Genomic DNA, 15592 nt, shown 5'->3' with positions numbered 1-15592 from the left:
CGGCAACAACCACAGCAACAGGGGATGATGCAGATGAAACGGCGTGACTTTCTGGCACTCGGCGGGGCCGTCGGGGCGAACCTCGTCCTGCCGGCGAAATGGGCCGGCGCCCAGACCACCGGACAGACCGCCGGACAGACCGCCGCCCCATCGCGCGACAACATCCTGCGCGTGCTGAGCGAAGGCGCGGCCAATTCCTTTGACACGTTCTCGGTCGGGGTGAACCGCAACGCGATGCAGATCACCTGGAACATCTATGACCGGCTGGTCAGATTCGCCTATAAGGACCGGGGAGACGGCACCGCGATCTACGATTATTTCGACATCCAGCCCGAGCTGGCCGAATCCTGGGAAATTTCCCAAGGCGGCAAGGCGATCACCTTTTACCTGCGCCGCGACGCGGTGTTCCACGACGGCAACCCGGTCACGGCGGCGGATGTGAAATGGTCGCTCGACCGCGTGGTGGCCAGCCCCATCGGCAAGGCGCAGTTCACCACCGGCTCGATGACCGACCCCGAACAGTTCGTGGTGATCGACGACCACACGCTGCGCATCGACCTGCCCCAGCCCGACCGCTTTGCCCTGCCCAACCTGGCGCTGCCCTATCCCATCATCGTCAATTCGCGGCTGGCGCTGGAACACGCCACTGATGGCGACCCCTTTGCCATGGAATGGTTGCAGGCCAACCCCGCGGGCGGAGGCCCCTTTCAGCTGGCCCGCGCCGACATGGGCGAGCGCATCCTGTTCCAGCGCTTTGCCGACTGGAAATCCGGGCCGCTGCCGGGGTTCGAACAGGTGCTGTGGCAGACGGTCCCGGCCGCCGAAAACCGGGTGGCGGCGCTGCTGAAAGGCGACGCGGACGTGGCGCAGGATCTGGCCCCCAAGGACGTGCAGGATCTGCTGGACAACGATACGGTCAAGGTGGTCGGCGTTCCCACCTCGACCTTTCAGCTGGTCGGCATGAACAGCCGGATGCAGCCCTTTGACGATGTGCGGGTGCGGCAGGCGGTGGCCTGGGCGCTGCCTTATGACGCGATGTTCCAGGCGGCGCTGTTCGGGCGCGGAGAGCCGCTGTTCGGCGGCACCCCCGGCGCCCCGGAAACGACGCGGTTTCCGCAGCCGCTGGGCTATTCGACCGACCCCGACCGCGCCCGCGCGCTGCTGGCCGAGGCCGGTCTGGCCGACGGTTTCGACACCACGTTTTCATATGAGCTGTCGCTTGCCACGGTGGCCGAACCCGTCGCGCTGCTGTTGCAGGAAAGCCTTGGCAAGATCGGCATCCGCGTCACCATCGACAAGGTGCCCGCCGGCCAGCTTGGCACGCTGTTGCAGGAAAAGAAGGTGCCGTTCTTCTTTGAGGCCTCGATTTCGTATCTCACCGATCCGGATTATTTCTTTCGGGTGTTCTATTCGGGCGAGACCCGCTGGAATTTCGGTTCATACCAGAACCCCGAATTCGACGCGCTGGTCGAAAAGACCCGGTTCGAGACCGATCAGGCGACCTATGACGCGGATGTCAGGACCATGATCGAGATGGTCAAGCGCGACGTTCCGGTCATCATGCTGTGGAACCCGTCACTGGATACGGGGATGCAAAAGACGGTCGAAAACTACAGCTACAGCTTTCACCGCCAGCTGGATTTCCGCCCGCTGGCACGGGGGTAGGGACCGCGGGGCCTCCCCTGCCGGCGGCTCTGGTTCGGGCAGCGGCGCCCGGCCACGACCGCCGGCGTCTTTGCGCGCGAAACCGTCACGACCATGTCCGCGCGCCGCAAAATCCCGACCCCTGCCGGCGTTGTAGTGAAATGTAGCGCCCCGCGGCCATGTCCGCCCTGCGCTGCACCAAGGGCGTGCGGAAATGTCACAGTCTGGCCTTGGGGAAATTTCCCAGAAAAACAGTCGACTATCCCTTTGCCGAGGCTGCCCGCTGCGACAACACGTCTCTGGACAGGCCGGCCTGCATCATGGCAGCGAATTTTGTCCGGCCCCCCTTTACTACTACGGCGCGCGATGCTGTCTGTAAGGGGTCGCATTGCCGTCTGTCAGGGCCGGAACACCGTGTAATCACCGGGTTCCGTCCTTGCGCAGGCGGGTTCCCGCCGGTCGCCTGAGGGTGCCTTTCGTCTCTCGGGGAACCCGGGTGCCGGTGACGGAACATGTGACATCCAAAGCCGCCAGCATTCTTGCCAGCCAGTTATCCGCCCCCCTTCCGATCCCCGGATCGGACGAGGCATCGTATCTGTCGACAAGGAAATCATGCGCCCATGACGCCGCCCAATTCCATCCCCCCTGCCGCGCAGGACAAGACCGGCTTTGTGCCCAGCCTGGGGCTGCTGCCCGCGGTCGTCATCTCGGCGGCCGTGGCCGGTCCCGCCGCCGCGCAGACCACGCAGACCACGCAAGAGCCGATCGTCCTGGAAACCATCGAGATCACCAGCCAGACCGACGGCGAGGCCGCCACCGACTATCGCGTCACCTCGGGTTCGTCCCCCAAGATGACGGCGCCGCTGGTGGATACGCCCAAGACCGTGACGGTCATCACCCAGCGCCAGATGGAAGAGCGCAACGCCACCTCGGTGGTCGAGGTGCTGCGCACCACGCCGGGGATCACGCTGGGGTCGGGCGAAGGCGGCACGCCGATGGGCGACCGGCCTTTCGTGCGCGGGTATCAGGCCGCGACCGACATGATGATCGACGGCATCCGCAACCTTGGCCGCACCTCGCAGGAAGCCTTTGCGACGGAATCGGTCGAGGTGGTCAAGGGGCCGGGCGGGGCCTATTCCGGGCGCGGCGCGACCGGCGGCTCGATCAACCTCGTGTCCAAGCAGGCGCGTCAGGGTGAGACCTTTCACGAGCTTTCCGAAACCCTCGGCAGCGCTGACCACACGCGGCTGACCTATGACGGCAACGTGGATTTCGGCGACGGCTGGGCCGGGCGGCTGAACCTGATGTGGCAGGATTCCGGCGTCGCCGGACGCGATGTGCTGCAAGACGACCGCGAGGGCATCGCGGCCTCGGTTTCCAAAAGCTTCGGAACTTCGCTGCTGTCGCTGAATCTCTATCACAGCAAGACCGACGCGACCCCGGATCTGGGCGTGCCGATGGGCAACGGCGATTATCGGCCGGAACTCAGCGGCGGGCGGCGTTTCGGCAGCGGCACCAAGAGCGACCCATGGCTGCCGATCGAATTGGCGGACAAGAGCGCGTTCTACGGCTCGGCCCTGCGCGACTATCGCGAGGTGGAAAACAACAGCGCGATGCTGAAATTCGAGCATGAATTCAGCAATAACTTCAAGCTGCATTCAACGCTGGCGTGGATCGGGTCCGAGCAGGAATACATCATGAGCCGGCCGTCGGTGGTTGCCGAGATGGTTTCCCCGGGTCGTGGCCAGCCGCCCGAGCCCAACCCGAACTGGGATCCCGACGCCAACCTCGCCAACCGCGACCTGCGTTCGGGCAAGAAAAAGAACTCGGCGCTGGCCTTCCATACCGCGCTGACCGGCGATTTCGATACCGGCAGCGTCAAGCACGATTTCGCAGCAGGGATCGAGTTGTCGCGGGAAAAACTTCGCTCGGCGACCGCAACCGGCAGCCCATCCATTCCGGTCACCGATATTGCCAACCCCAATCCCTATGATCCGGTTACCGGCTCGCTGACCTGGAGCGCATGGGGCACCCCGATACAGACGGATACCAAGGCGCTGTATCTGTTCGACACGCTGACCTTCAACGACCAGTGGTCGCTGAATCTCGGGCTGCGTTACGACAGATACGAGGTCGATGACGGCACCCGCAGCCGCACGGACAATATGCTGAATTATTCGGCCGGCGTGGTTTACAAGCCGGCGCCGAACGGGACGATCTATCTTGCCTTCGGCACCTCGTCGAACCCCTCGGGCGAATGCGCAGGCATGGCCGGAGGCGCGGATGGCGCAAGCGCTTGCACGCTGGGCGACGGCAACGTCAACCTGGAACCGGAAGAAAGCAAAAGCATCGAGCTGGGCACCAAGTGGGAGGTCATGGACGGCCAGCTGCTGCTGACCGCCGCGGTCTTCCAGACGGAAAAGAAAAATGCCCGGGTCAACGACGAATTCGGGACCGTTGCTCTGCTGGGTCACAACCGCGCCCGCGGCTTTGAACTTGGCGCCGCGGGGCAGATCAGCGACCGCTGGGGCCTGTCCGCGGGTTATGCCTTTGTCGATGCCAAGATCATCGACAACGGCTTTACCGGCGGTGGTGCTGCCGGAGATGGTGTTCCCAGCGCGGATAACGGCAACTATCTGCAATTCGTCGCCCGCCATTCGCTCGGCCTTTGGACGACCTATGAGATCGACGAGCGCTGGACCGTCGGCGGCGGCGCCACCTATACGGGCAAGCGCTATCTGGATACGTCCAACACCTCGGCCCTGCCGGCGCAGTGGCGGGTGGATCTGATGGCGGCCTACAAGCTCACCGAAAGCGCCGAGATCCAGTTCAACGTCAACAACGTGCTGGACGAACGGCTTTACGATGCCTCGCACGTCGGCATCTTTGCGAACCGGGCGCCGGGCCGCAACGTCACGGCCAAGCTGAACTACCGTTTCTGATCGACCGAACGGACCTTGGGGGGCGGGCGCTTTTGCCCGCCCCTTTTTCGTGGCCTGTGGCTTTTTCGCGCGGCTACGCCGAATAGCTGACAATTATACTTAACTTTTCTTCGCGCCCGCTTTAACCTGCGCCCGAGTTTGCCGGAGAACCCCGATGCTGATCACCATTCCCGACCTGCTGACCCCCGAAGAGCTGGCCTATATGCGCCAGATTCTCGAAGGCACCAGCTGGGTCGACGGCCGCACCACCGCCGGGGATCAGGCGGTCAAGGTCAAGAACAACCTGCAAGTGCCGCAGGACAGCCCCGAGGCGCGCGAGCTGGGCAATATCGTGCTGCGGGCGCTGGGGCGGAACGCGACCTATTCCTCGGCGGTGTTGCCGGCGCAGATCCTGCCGCCGATGTTCAACCGCTATGACGAAGGGATGACCTTTGGCGCGCATGTGGACGGCTCGATCCGGGTGGTTCCGGGCACGGGGCAGCGCATCCGCACCGATGTCTCGACCACGGTTTTCCTGACCCCTCCCGAGGACTACGACGGGGGCGAGCTGATCGTCCACGACACCTACGGCCAGCACAGCGTCAAGCTGCCGGCCGGCCACGCGGTGATCTATCCGGCGACCTCGCTGCATTCGGTGACGCCGGTCACGCGGGGGTCGCGCTGGGGGTCGTTCTTCTGGGCGCAGTCGATGGTCCGCGACGACTGGCGGCGGCACATGCTGTATGATCTGGACATGTCGATCATGCGCATCCGGTCAATGCTGCCCGACGACGACCCGGCGGTGACCGGGCTGACCGCGCATTATCACAACATGATCCGCCACTGGGCCGAGACCTGAGCGCGCCCCACGCCATCCCCGCCGATGTGGTGGCGCTGTGCGATTACGCGCGCCACGCAAGCGCGCGCCTGCCCGATCCGGTGCGCGCCTATATCGAGGGCGCGGGCGCGGACGGGCTGACCGCTAGCGCCAACCCCGCCGCGTGGCAGGCGATCCGCCTGCAAGGGCGGGTGCTGGCCGATCTGCGCGGCGCGGACACCGGGCTGCACCTGCTGGGGCTGGACCTGCCGCATCCGCTGCTGCTTGCGCCGGTGGCCTTTCACCGGCTGGTCCATGAACAGGGCGAGGCCGCAACGGTGCTGGCCGCCGGCGCCACGGACAGCCTGATGGTGGTTTCCACCCAGGCCAGCCTGCCGCTGGAACAGATCGCCGCTGCCGCCCACGGCCCGCTGTGGTTCCAGCTTTACATGCAGCCGCGGCGCGAGGACACGCTGCGCCTGGTCCGCCGTGCCGAGGCGGCGGGCTATCGGGCGCTGGTGGTGACGGTGGATGCGCCGGTGAACGGGCTGCGCAACATGGAACAGCGCGCCGGTTTCCGGCTGCCCGACGACATCCGCGCCGTCAATCTGGACGGCATGGCCCCGCCCGAAATCCGCGAGGAACCCGGCCGCTGCGCCGTGTTCCTTGGCCTGATGGACGCCGCGCCCCGGTGGGAGGACATCGCCTGGCTGAAATCGCAGACCGCGCTGCCGGTCGTGCTGAAAGGCATCACCGGCGCCGCCGACGCCGAACGCGCAGTCGGGATCGGGGCCGATGGGGTGATCGTGTCGAACCACGGCGGCCGGGCGCTGGACGGGCTGCCGCCCACCGCCGAAATCCTGCCCGTTGTCGCGGGCGCTATCGCCGGGCGGGTGCCGGTGCTGTGCGACGGCGGCATCCGGCGCGGGACCGATGTGCTCAAGGCGCTGGCGCTGGGGGCCTCGGCCGTGCTGGTCGGGCGGCCGCAGCTGCACGCGCTGGCGGTCGGCGGCCCGCAGGGGGTCGCGCATATGCTGACCATCCTGCGCGCCGAGCTTGAGGTCGCGATGGCGCTGACCGGCTGCCGACGATTGCGCGACATCGACACTGGCGCCCTTTGGCCCGAACGGCGAGCCTGGTGAAGGCCGTGGACATGCCCGACCCGCGACAGCCGCCCCAAAGAGATGTCTTTGCCGAGCGTCATGCCCGCTGCCGCGACCGGCTGTCCCCGGGTTTTCGGAAGGTGGCCGAATTCATCGACGCGAACCGGGCCGATGTGCTGACGCTTTCGGCGCTTGAGCTTGGCCGGGCGATCGGCACCTCGGATGCGACAGTGGTGCGGGCGGTGCAGGCGCTGGGCTTTGCCGGGCTTCAGGATCTGCGCGAGGCGCTGGCCGAGGCGGGCGAAACCGGCACCGCCGCCGACAATCTCAGCCGCGCCTGGGCCGCTGTCGATCAAAGCGCCGATACGGCGATGGACGGGGTGATCCTGTCCCTGCTGGACACGCTGGCGTCGCTGCGTTCGGACCGGACCCGGCGCGTGATGCCCGAGGCGCTCAAGATCCTGCACATGGCGCGGCGGATCGTGGTGTTCGGGGTCGGGCCGACCGCCCATATCGCCGGCTATTTCGCCGCGCGTCTGCGCCGCAAGGGCCGCCGGCAGCTGGTGCTGGACCGGACCGGGACCGGGCTGGCCGACCAGCTGCTGGATCTGGAACCGGGCGACGCGGTGCTGATGCTCGCCCATGGCCGCCCCACCCGCGAGGCCGAGGCCGTGATGGCCGAGGCCGCACAACGTCGCCTGCCCGTGGTGCTGATCACGGATTGCGCGCAGCAAAGACCGGCGCGCAGGGCGACGGTCACGCTGGTCATCCCCCGCGGCCGCGACGGGCGCGTTTCCATGCACGGCGCCACCGTCGCCTGTCTGGAAATGCTGCTGGTCGGGCTGGCGACCACCGGCCGGACCACCGCGATCGGCACCCTGCAAGAGCTGGAGCGGCTGCGCAAACTGACCCGGCAGGGCTAAGCTGCCTTAACCCGGTTCATGGTCGGCGGCGCAATGCGCGTGGTCCCCCAGCACCTCGATCACCCGGCAATCGGCGATGGTGCCATGGGCGCATTGCGCGACCATGCGCTGCAACTCGTCGCGCAATGAGCTCAGGCGGGCGATCCGGTCGTTGACCGCGGCCAGCTGGCGGCGGGCGATCTCGTCGGCGGCGGCGCAGGAACGGTCGGGGTCATCGGCAAGGCGCAGGAATTCGCGGATCGCGTCCAGCGGAAACCCCAGATCGCGGGCGTGGCGGATAAATCCGAGCCTTTCCAAGGTCTTTTCGCCGTAAAGCCGCTGATTCCCGGCCGTCCGTTCGGGCGGCGGCAACAGCCCGATCTGTTCGTAATAGCGGATGGTGGGCACCTTAACCCCGACAGCCCGGCCGAGTTTCCCGATGGAAAGCATAAGATACCCCTTGAACCTCTAGCTGCTAGAGCAACTAGGTTGCGAATCGTCAGGAACAAGCCCCGCACCGCGCCAAAGCGGGCGCGCGGGCGCAGGAGAAAAGCGATGGCGACGGAACGGGCGGAACGGGTCGAGTGGACGGTCACCGGCATGGATTGCGGCTCTTGCGCCCGCAAGATCGCGGCGGCGGTGGAAAGACTGCCGGGCGTGGCCGAGGTCTCGGTGGCGCCGATGGGCGAAAAACTGTCGCTGACGCTGCATCCCGACGAAACCGGCCGCGACCGGATCGAGGATACCGTGCGCCGTCTGGGCTATGGCATACGGCCAGCGGTCGCGCCGTCCGGGCGCCATCACGACCACGACCACGGCGACCCCGCGGCGCAGGGCCGGCCGTGGCACCGCAGCGGCAAGGGGCGGCTGGTGATCCTGACCGGCGCCCTGCTGGCGGCGGCCTGGGCGTTCGAGCTGCTGGCCCCCAGCCGCTGGGGCTACCTGGGTTTTGTGCTGGCCTGCCTGATCGGGCTGGCCCCGGTGGCAAGACGGGCACTCGGCGCGCTGCGGATGGGCCAGCCCTTCACCATCGAAAGCCTGATGACCATCGCCGCCGCCGGCGCCCTGTTCATCGGCGCCGCCCAAGAAGCCGCGCTGGTCGTGTTCCTGTTCGCCGTGGGCGAGATGCTCGAATCCGTCGCCGCCGACCGCGCCCGCCACGGCATCCGCGCGCTGGCCGATCTGGTGCCGCGCACCGCGCGGCTGGAAACCGGGGACGGCACGCGCGAAATCCCCGCCTCCGAACTGCGCATCGGGCAGGTCGCAGTCGTCCGCCCCGGCGACCGCATCCCCGCCGACGGCGAGATCATCGAGGGCCACGGCGGCATCGACGACAGCCCGGTGACCGGCGAAAGCCTGCCCGTCGCCAAGGGGCCGGGCGACGGGGTGTTCGCCGGCTCGATCAACACCGACGCCGTGCTGCGCATCCGCGTCACCCGCGACCCCGCCGACAACACCATCGCCCGGATCATCCGCCTGGTCCACGAGGCCGAAGAGGCGCGCGCCCCCACCGAACGCTTCATCGAGCGTTTCTCGCGCTGGTATATGCCGGCCATCGTCGCGCTTTCGGCGCTGGTGGTGGTGGCGCCGCCCCTGCTGCTGGGCGCGGATTGGGGGGTGTGGATCTATCGCGGGCTGGCGCTTTTGCTGATCGGCTGCCCTTGCGCGCTGGTGATTTCGGTCCCCGCCTCGATCGCCTCGGCGCTGTCGGCGGGGGCGCGGCGCGGGCTGCTGATGAAAGGCGGCGCGGTGATCGAGGCCGCCGCCAGCGTCGCCACCATCGCCTTTGACAAGACCGGCACGCTGACCATGGGCCGCCCCGTTGTGGCGGCGCTGGTCCCGCCCGAGGCCGCCGCCGAGCTGCTGGCCACGGCTGCGGCGGTCGAGACCGGATCAAGCCACCCGCTGGCCCGCGCCATCCTTGAGCGGGCGGCGGCCGATCGCATCGCGGTTCCGCCCGCAACCGGGGCGCGGGCGATCCCCGGACGGGGCGCGACCGCCGTCGTCGCCGGGGCGCCGGCCTTTGTCGCCTCGCCCGCCACGGCAGAACAGGCCGGCGTACTGGGCGCGCAGGATCTGGCCCGCGCGGCCGAGCTGGAAACCGGGGGCAGCACCGTCGTCGCGGTCTATCGGCCGGACCGGCTGATCGGGCTGATCGCGCTGCGCGACACCCCGCGCGCGGATGCGGCCAAGGCCATCGGCCAGCTGCGCGACATGGGCGTGGGCGCGGTGATGCTGACCGGCGACAACCCCCGCACCGCCGCCACCGTCGCGGGCGGGCTGGGGATGGATTACCGCGCCGGGCTGATGCCGCAGGACAAGCTGACCGCCATCCGCGACATGGACGGCGCCGCCGGTCCGGTGATGATGGTCGGCGACGGCATCAACGACGCGCCCGCGCTGAAACAGGCGCGGGTCGGGGTGGCGATGGGTTCGGGCACCGATGTCGCGCTGGAAACCGCCGACGCCGCCATCCTGCGCGACCGGGTGACGGACGTGCCGGCGCTGATCGCGCTGGCGCGGGCGACGATGGGCAACATCCGCCAGAACGTCGCCATCGCGCTGGGGCTCAAGGCGGTGTTCCTGATCACCACCATCGCGGGCATCACCGGGCTGTGGATCGCGATCCTTGCCGACACCGGCGCCACCGTGCTGGTGACGCTGAACGCGCTGCGCCTGCTGCGCCGGTAACAGGCGGGGGGCCGCCCGCTGCCCCCCCCGCCTGCCGCCCCGTCTTACAGCGGATAGCGCAGGATCGCGGCCAGATCGCCACCGCCGGGGATGTCGTCGCGGCGCACGGCCAGCACGCGCGCCCCGCTGGCAAAGGCGCGCGCGGCAATGGCGTCCACGACCCCGTAAGCGACGGCATCATCGGTTTCGACAAAGGTGACGGCGCCGGTTTCCTCGTCGACGAATCCGGGCACCACCGCGTCGATATCGACCAGCAGCGTCTCGATGGCGCCGAATGTCGCCGCCCGCGCCGCGCCGGAAATATCGGTGGTGCTGCGCCCTTCGCCGGTGCGCTGATCGAACAGCGCGTGCAGCGCCTGAAGCTGCTCGGCATAGGCGGCGTCAAGAATGGGGCGCGCGCGGGCGGCCAGCTCGGCGTCCGTCAGCCGGTCGGGGCTGTCGGTGATGCTGTCGTCAAGCAGGTGAGGGTAGGAATTGACCTGCGCAAAGACCGCCGGCAGCCGCCCGGTCGCGGCCAGGATCAGCGGGATTTCCCGGCCCGCAAGCACCGGCCGCAATGCGGCATCGACCAGCCGCGCATATTGCTGAAAGCGCACGTTCTGCCCTTCGGAGCCGTGGATGCGGCCGCTGAAGGTCCGGTCGTTCAACGTGGATTTGCCCAGCGCCGAGGCCGCGTCCTTGGGCAGGTCGGGCACCTTGACGGTGACGGGCGGCAGATCGGCGTCCATCTCGACCAGCCGCACGGCGTTTTCCGACAGGGCGAGGATCAGCGCCGAATGCGGGAATGTGACCGCACGGAACAGCGGCTTGAGGTGAAAGCGGTCCGCGACCTGCACCATCGACGTCAGCTCGTTCGCCAGGCGGAAGGTGCGGATCCGGTCGGGGGTGGCAAAGACGGCCAGGCTGTTGGCCTGATATTTCCAGAACTCGTCGTCATCCAGCAGGTCGTGCAGCCCCTCGACCAGCGCGGCCAGCCGGCGCTTGTCCAGCCCCGCTTCTTCCAGCTGGCGCTGCGCCTCGCGCACCAGATTGCCGAACTCGATGCGCGAGGCCACGATTTCCTGCGTCAGCGGGGTGGTTTTCAGATAGATCGAGACGCAGGCATCGGCCCGCACCTCGATCAGCGTGGCGAATTCGGGGCGCGTCGGGATGTCGACATATAGCATTGGCAATCCTTTCATCCGGCCATGTCGGCATGGCCGTGGTGTCGTGGGACCGCACATGGCACGGCCCAATTTCCTGCCCCGCGTGGCGGGCGGAATTCATTCGGCGATCAACGGCGGACGACCGGGCACCCGCACCACGCCAACCTAACCATGGCGCCGGCGTTTTGCACCCTTGGGCGCATCTTGTCGCACGGGCGCGGGAGTGTCGACGGCGCCGAGCGGCCTTATGCAAGCAACTTTTGCCTAACAGGGTAAAGATATATTTGAAATATTTGTCCGCCCTTCGCAAAGTGGCACCAGGGATCGCAGCTGCCGGTTACCAAGGGCGAGAAGGACCGCTCTGCCGTCACGCTTGCCCACCCTGCGGGGATCACGGAATGTGACCTTGCAGGGCAAGACGACGCATCCCGGCCGGGCTGCCCTGTCCGGGGCTTTGCGGGCGGGGCGGAAACAGGCGCCCGCGACCGGGCGCAAAACAGGGAGAGAAGATATATGTTTGGACTCAGAACTCTCGCAGGGGTCACCAGTGCCGCCGTGATGACGCTGGCGCTTGCGGTGCCGTCGCTGGCCCAGGATCCCATCGTGATCAAGTTCAGCCACGTCGTGGCGCCCGACACGCCCAAGGGCAAGGGGGCCGAACGCTTCAAGCAGCTGGCCGAGGATTATACCGACGGCGCGGTCAAGGTCGAAATCTATCCCAACAGCCAGCTCTACAAGGACAAGGAAGAGCTTGAGGCGTTGCAGATGGGCGCGGTCCAGATGCTGGCGCCGTCGCTGGCGAAATTCGGCCCGTTGGGCGTGCCGGGATTCGAGCTGTTCGACCTGCCCATGCTGTTCAAGGACCGCGACGATCTGGTCAGGCTGACGCAGGGCGAGGTCGGGCAGGATCTAATGGCCCAGCTTGAGGACAAGGGCATCATCGGCCTGGCCTATTGGGACAACGGCTTCAAGATCATGACGGCGAACTCGCCCGTGATCAGCCCCGACGATTTCCTGGGGCTCAAGATGCGCATCCAGTCGTCCAAGGTGCTTGAGGCGCAGTTCCAGGCGCTGGGCGCGGTCCCGCAGGTCATGGCGTTTTCCGAGGTCTACCAGGCGTTGCAGACCGGCGTCGTGGACGGGACCGAAAACACCCCCTCGAACACCTATACGCAGCGCGTGAACGAGGTGCAGAAACACGCCACCGTGTCGAACCACGGCTATCTTGGCTATGCGGTGATCGTGCACAAGGGTTTCTGGGACGGCCTGCCCGAGGACGTGCGCGCCAATCTGGAAAAGGCGATGGCCGAGGCAAGCGACTATGCCAACGACATCGCACAGGATGAAAACGACGCGGCCATGCAGGCCATGCGCGACGCCGGCACCACCGAATTTCACGACATGACCGAGGACGAGCGGGCCGAATGGTTCGCGGCGCTGCGGCCCGTGCATGAACAGATGGCAGGCCGCATCGGCGCTGACCTGATCCAGCGCGCCTATGCCGCGCTCGGGATCGAGTAACGGGACCGGATAACGGGACCGGGGGGCGCCGCGGTGGCGGGCGCCCCCTTCCCCTGTGAAAGAGGCTTGCCATGATGATGCGCATCCTCGACCGCTTCGAAGAAATCCTGATCTCTGTGCTGATGGCACTTGCGGTCGCGCTGATCTTCGTGGCGGTCGTCCATCGTTTTTCCCTTGGCTTTGCGGTCGATGTCGTCAAATGGGCGCGGGTCCACGACATGCCCGCCCTGCAAGCGGCCGCGCGTTCGACCTTTGCCTGGATCAATTCGTTCAAGCTGACCTGGGCGCAGGAAGCCTGCATCTATCTGTTCGTCTGGATGGCGAAATTCGGGGCGGCTTACGGCGTGCGCATCGGCATCCATGTGGGCGTGGACCTGCTGGTCGAGCGGCTGACCGGCACCGCGAAAAAAGCGATGACCATCATCGCCATTTCGGGCGGCATCCTGTTCACCGGCATCGTCGCCTGGATCGGGGCCGAGTTCGTCCATCACACCTGGAAAGGCGGCCAGATTTCCGCCGACCTCGAAATCAAGATGTGGATCGTCTATCTGGCGGTTCCCGCGGGATCGGCGCTGATGTGCTTTCGCTTCGTTCAGGCGCTGTGGCTGTATCTGCGCACCGGCGAGATCGTGCAGCATGACATCGGCGCCGTCGAAGGCATCGAGGACGACATCGGGGACTTTCCCCTCGGAGGCCAGCGATGACCGCTCTTGTCATCTTTCTGATCCTGTCGGTGCTGCTGATCACCGGGATGCCGGTGTCGATCGCGCTGGGCCTGACCGTGTTCACCTTTCTGTTCGGCTTCACCACCATCCCCATGGACAGCATCGCGCTGAAGCTGTTCACCGGCATCGAAAAATTCGAGATCATGGCGATCCCGTTCTTCATCCTGGCCGGCAATTTCCTGACCCACGGGGGCGTGGCGCGGCGGATGATCCGCTTTGCGACCTCGATGGTCGGCCACTGGTATGGCGGCATGGGGCTGGCGGCGGTGCTGGCCTGCGCGATGTTCGCGGCGATTTCCGGTTCCTCGCCGGCGACGGTGATGGCGGTCGGCTCGATCATGATCCCGGCCATGGTCCGGATGGGCTATCCGGCGCAGTTCGGCGTGGCCACGGTGGCCACCGCCGGGGGGCTGGGCATCCTGATCCCGCCCTCCATCGTGATGGTGATGTATTCGGTCGCCACCTCGGGGATGACGGTCACGGGGCCGGACGGCGAAATGGTGATGGCGCCCTCGATCGGCGAGATGTTCATCGCCGGCGTCGTGCCGGGGCTGATGCTGGCGATCATGTTCGGGGTGACGACCGTCTGGCGGGCATGGCGCAACGACTATCCGCGGATGCAGCGGGCCGGCTGGCGCGAGCGCTGGGTCGCATTCCGCAAAAGCGTCTGGGGCCTGATGCTGATCGTCATCATCATGGGCGGCATCTATGGCGGCATCTTTACCCCGACCGAGGCCGCCGCCGTCAGCGCCGTCTATGCCTGCTTCATCGCCGTTTTCGTCTACAAGGACATCAGGCTGCGCGACGTGCCCAAGGTGCTGCTGTCCTCGGCCGCGATGTCGGCGATGCTGCTGTATATCATCACCAACGCGGTCATGTTCGCCTTTATCCTGACCTCGGAACAGATCCCGCAGGCGCTGTCGGCGTGGATCGCGGATCTGGGGCTTGGCAAGATCGGCTTTCTGCTGGTGGTGAACGTCATGCTGCTGGTGATCGGCATGGTGATGGAGCCGTCGGCCATCGTGCTGATCATGGCGCCGATCCTGTTTCCGGTCGCGATGCTGCTTGGCATCGACCCGGTGCATTTCGGGATCATGATGATCGTCAACATGGAGATCGGGCTGTGTACGCCTCCGGTCGGGCTGAACCTCTATGTCGGCTCGGCGATTTCAAGGCTGGGGCTGACGCAGGTGTCGGTGGCGGTGGTCCCGTGGCTGCTGACCGCGCTGCTGTTTCTGATGCTGATCACCTATGTGCCGGCGATCACGCTGTTCCTGCCGAATCTTCTGGGGTTCTGAGCGGAAAGGGGCCGCGAAAGCGGCCCTTTTCATTTGCGGCGATGGGGCGCGGGCCGACCGGTGGCCGCGATACGCGCGGGTTTTCAGGTCACTGGTCAAACCCTGCCGCCGGAACGGCCGAGGGTGTCGTAACGCGCGCCCGTGGCTTATCGTCCCCGGCCATCAAAAAACCCGCCCCGTTTCGGGGGCGGGTTTATTGTTTCGGCGTGGTGCGTGGGGACCACGCACCCTACGCGATCACTCGAGGATCTTGGCGACGACGCCGGCGCCAACCGTGCGGCCGCCTTCGCGGATCGCAAAGCGCAGCTTTTCTTCCATCGCGATCGGGGCGATCAGCTCGACCTCGAACTTGAGGTTGTCGCCCGGCATCACCATTTCCGTGCCCTCGGGCAGCTTCACCGTCCCGGTCACGTCGGTGGTGCGGAAATAGAACTGCGGACGATAGTTCGCAAAGAACGGCGTGTGGCGCCCGCCCTCTTCCTTGGTCAGGATATAGGCCTCGGCCTCGAACTTGGTGTGCGGCTTGACCGAACCCGGCTTGCACAGCACCTGACCACGCTCGACACCGTCGCGGTCCACGCCGCGCAGCAGCGCGCCGATGTTGTCGCCCGCCTCGCCGCGATCCAGCAGCTTGCGGAACATTTCCACGCCCGTGCAGATCGTTTTCTTGGTGTCGCGGATCCCGACGATTTCAAGCTCGTCGCCCACGTTCACCGCCCCGCGCTCGACCCGGCCGGTCACAACCGTGCCGCGGCCGGAAATCGAGAACACGTCCTCGATCGGCATCAGGAACGGCAGGTCCACCGCGCGCTCGGGCGTCGGGAT

The 15592-nt window shown here is 66.7% G+C and carries 12 protein-coding genes; 9 read left to right on the top strand and 3 right to left on the bottom strand.

Annotated elements, in window-relative coordinates; genetic code table 11:
• The first annotated feature begins 33 nt into the window (after nt 1-33).
• From BLW83_RS14820 to BLW83_RS14800, 5 genes are all read left to right on the top strand, one after another.
• Nucleotides 34-1665, top strand: a complete 1632-nt coding sequence (locus BLW83_RS14820; protein WP_090849113.1) for an ABC transporter substrate-binding protein — start codon at nt 34-36, stop codon at nt 1663-1665.
• Between the two features lie 599 nt (nt 1666-2264).
• Nucleotides 2265-4586, top strand: coding sequence for a TonB-dependent receptor (locus tag BLW83_RS14815; RefSeq protein ID WP_090849096.1), 2322 nt, complete (start codon nt 2265-2267; stop codon nt 4584-4586).
• A gap of 154 nt (nt 4587-4740) precedes the next feature.
• Nucleotides 4741-5424, top strand: a complete 684-nt coding sequence (locus tag BLW83_RS14810; protein WP_090849094.1) for a Fe2+-dependent dioxygenase — start codon at nt 4741-4743, stop codon at nt 5422-5424.
• Between the two features lie 29 nt (nt 5425-5453).
• The gene (locus BLW83_RS14805) at nt 5454-6524 is read left to right on the top strand and encodes an alpha-hydroxy acid oxidase (RefSeq protein WP_177172594.1); all 1071 of its coding nucleotides are present in this window, start codon (nt 5454-5456) and stop codon (nt 6522-6524) included.
• Nucleotides 6525-6535: 11 nt separating this feature from the next.
• Nucleotides 6536-7408 (top strand): MurR/RpiR family transcriptional regulator, encoded by an 873-nt coding sequence (locus BLW83_RS14800; RefSeq protein ID WP_143042863.1) that lies wholly within the window; start codon nt 6536-6538, stop codon nt 7406-7408.
• Between the two features lie 6 nt (nt 7409-7414).
• On the opposite strand, the gene BLW83_RS14795 is transcribed toward BLW83_RS14800, so the two are convergent.
• Entirely contained in the window at nt 7415-7837 is a 423-nt protein-coding gene (locus BLW83_RS14795) for a MerR family transcriptional regulator (RefSeq protein WP_090849087.1), read from the bottom strand.
• A gap of 105 nt (nt 7838-7942) precedes the next feature.
• On the opposite strand from BLW83_RS14795, the gene BLW83_RS14790 reads away from it, so the two are divergent.
• On the top strand, nt 7943-10078 hold the full coding sequence (locus BLW83_RS14790; RefSeq protein WP_090849086.1) for a heavy metal translocating P-type ATPase: 2136 nt from the start codon (nt 7943-7945) through the stop codon (nt 10076-10078).
• A gap of 44 nt (nt 10079-10122) precedes the next feature.
• Here BLW83_RS14790 and BLW83_RS14785 read toward each other — a convergent pair whose 3' ends face one another.
• Nucleotides 10123-11244 (bottom strand): baeRF11 domain-containing protein, encoded by a 1122-nt coding sequence (locus BLW83_RS14785; RefSeq protein ID WP_090849084.1) that lies wholly within the window; start codon nt 11242-11244, stop codon nt 10123-10125.
• A 492-nt stretch (nt 11245-11736) separates the two neighbouring features.
• Between BLW83_RS14785 and BLW83_RS14780 the strand changes: the two genes are divergently transcribed.
• From BLW83_RS14780 to BLW83_RS14770, 3 genes are all read left to right on the top strand, one after another.
• Complete coding sequence (locus BLW83_RS14780; RefSeq protein WP_090849082.1) at nt 11737-12744, top strand: TRAP transporter substrate-binding protein; 1008 nt, start codon at nt 11737-11739, stop codon at nt 12742-12744.
• A 71-nt stretch (nt 12745-12815) separates the two neighbouring features.
• A complete protein-coding gene (locus tag BLW83_RS14775; RefSeq protein WP_090849080.1) occupies nt 12816-13448 on the top strand; it encodes a TRAP transporter small permease in 633 nt (210 codons plus the stop codon).
• On the top strand, nt 13445-14767 hold the full coding sequence (locus BLW83_RS14770) for a TRAP transporter large permease (protein WP_090849078.1): 1323 nt from the start codon (nt 13445-13447) through the stop codon (nt 14765-14767). The genes BLW83_RS14775 and BLW83_RS14770 overlap by 4 nt, the downstream gene beginning before the upstream one ends.
• 237 nt (nt 14768-15004) lie before the next feature.
• Here the strand turns inward: BLW83_RS14770 and BLW83_RS14765 are convergent.
• A partial coding sequence (locus BLW83_RS14765) for an EF-Tu C-terminal domain-related protein (protein WP_245728916.1) occupies nt 15005-15592 on the bottom strand: 588 nt, incomplete at its 5' end.

The sequence above is a fragment of the Paracoccus alkenifer genome (assembly GCF_900108405.1).
In the GTDB taxonomy this organism is placed as follows: domain Bacteria; phylum Pseudomonadota; class Alphaproteobacteria; order Rhodobacterales; family Rhodobacteraceae; genus Paracoccus; species Paracoccus alkenifer.
Note: the sequence above shows the minus strand (reverse complement) of the source record. Positions and strands in the feature narration are given on the sequence as shown.

Bases quoted from the DNA above. Each gene is read 5' to 3' on its own strand.
- BLW83_RS14820 (WP_090849113.1), top strand. From the start codon at position 34: ATGAAACGGCGTGACTTTCTGGCACTCGGCGGGGCCGTCGGGGCGAAC.
- BLW83_RS14815 (WP_090849096.1), top strand. From the start codon at position 2,265: ATGACGCCGCCCAATTCCATCCCCCCTGCCGCGCAGGACAAGACCGGC.
- BLW83_RS14810 (WP_090849094.1), top strand. From the start codon at position 4,741: ATGCTGATCACCATTCCCGACCTGCTGACCCCCGAAGAGCTGGCCTAT.
- BLW83_RS14800 (WP_143042863.1), top strand. From the start codon at position 6,536: ATGCCCGACCCGCGACAGCCGCCCCAAAGAGATGTCTTTGCCGAGCGT.
- BLW83_RS14795 (WP_090849087.1), bottom strand. From the start codon at position 7,837: ATGCTTTCCATCGGGAAACTCGGCCGGGCTGTCGGGGTTAAGGTGCCC.
- BLW83_RS14790 (WP_090849086.1), top strand. From the start codon at position 7,943: ATGGCGACGGAACGGGCGGAACGGGTCGAGTGGACGGTCACCGGCATG.
- BLW83_RS14785 (WP_090849084.1), bottom strand. From the start codon at position 11,244: ATGCTATATGTCGACATCCCGACGCGCCCCGAATTCGCCACGCTGATC.
- BLW83_RS14780 (WP_090849082.1), top strand. From the start codon at position 11,737: ATGTTTGGACTCAGAACTCTCGCAGGGGTCACCAGTGCCGCCGTGATG.
- BLW83_RS14775 (WP_090849080.1), top strand. From the start codon at position 12,816: ATGATGATGCGCATCCTCGACCGCTTCGAAGAAATCCTGATCTCTGTG.
- BLW83_RS14770 (WP_090849078.1), top strand. From the start codon at position 13,445: ATGACCGCTCTTGTCATCTTTCTGATCCTGTCGGTGCTGCTGATCACC.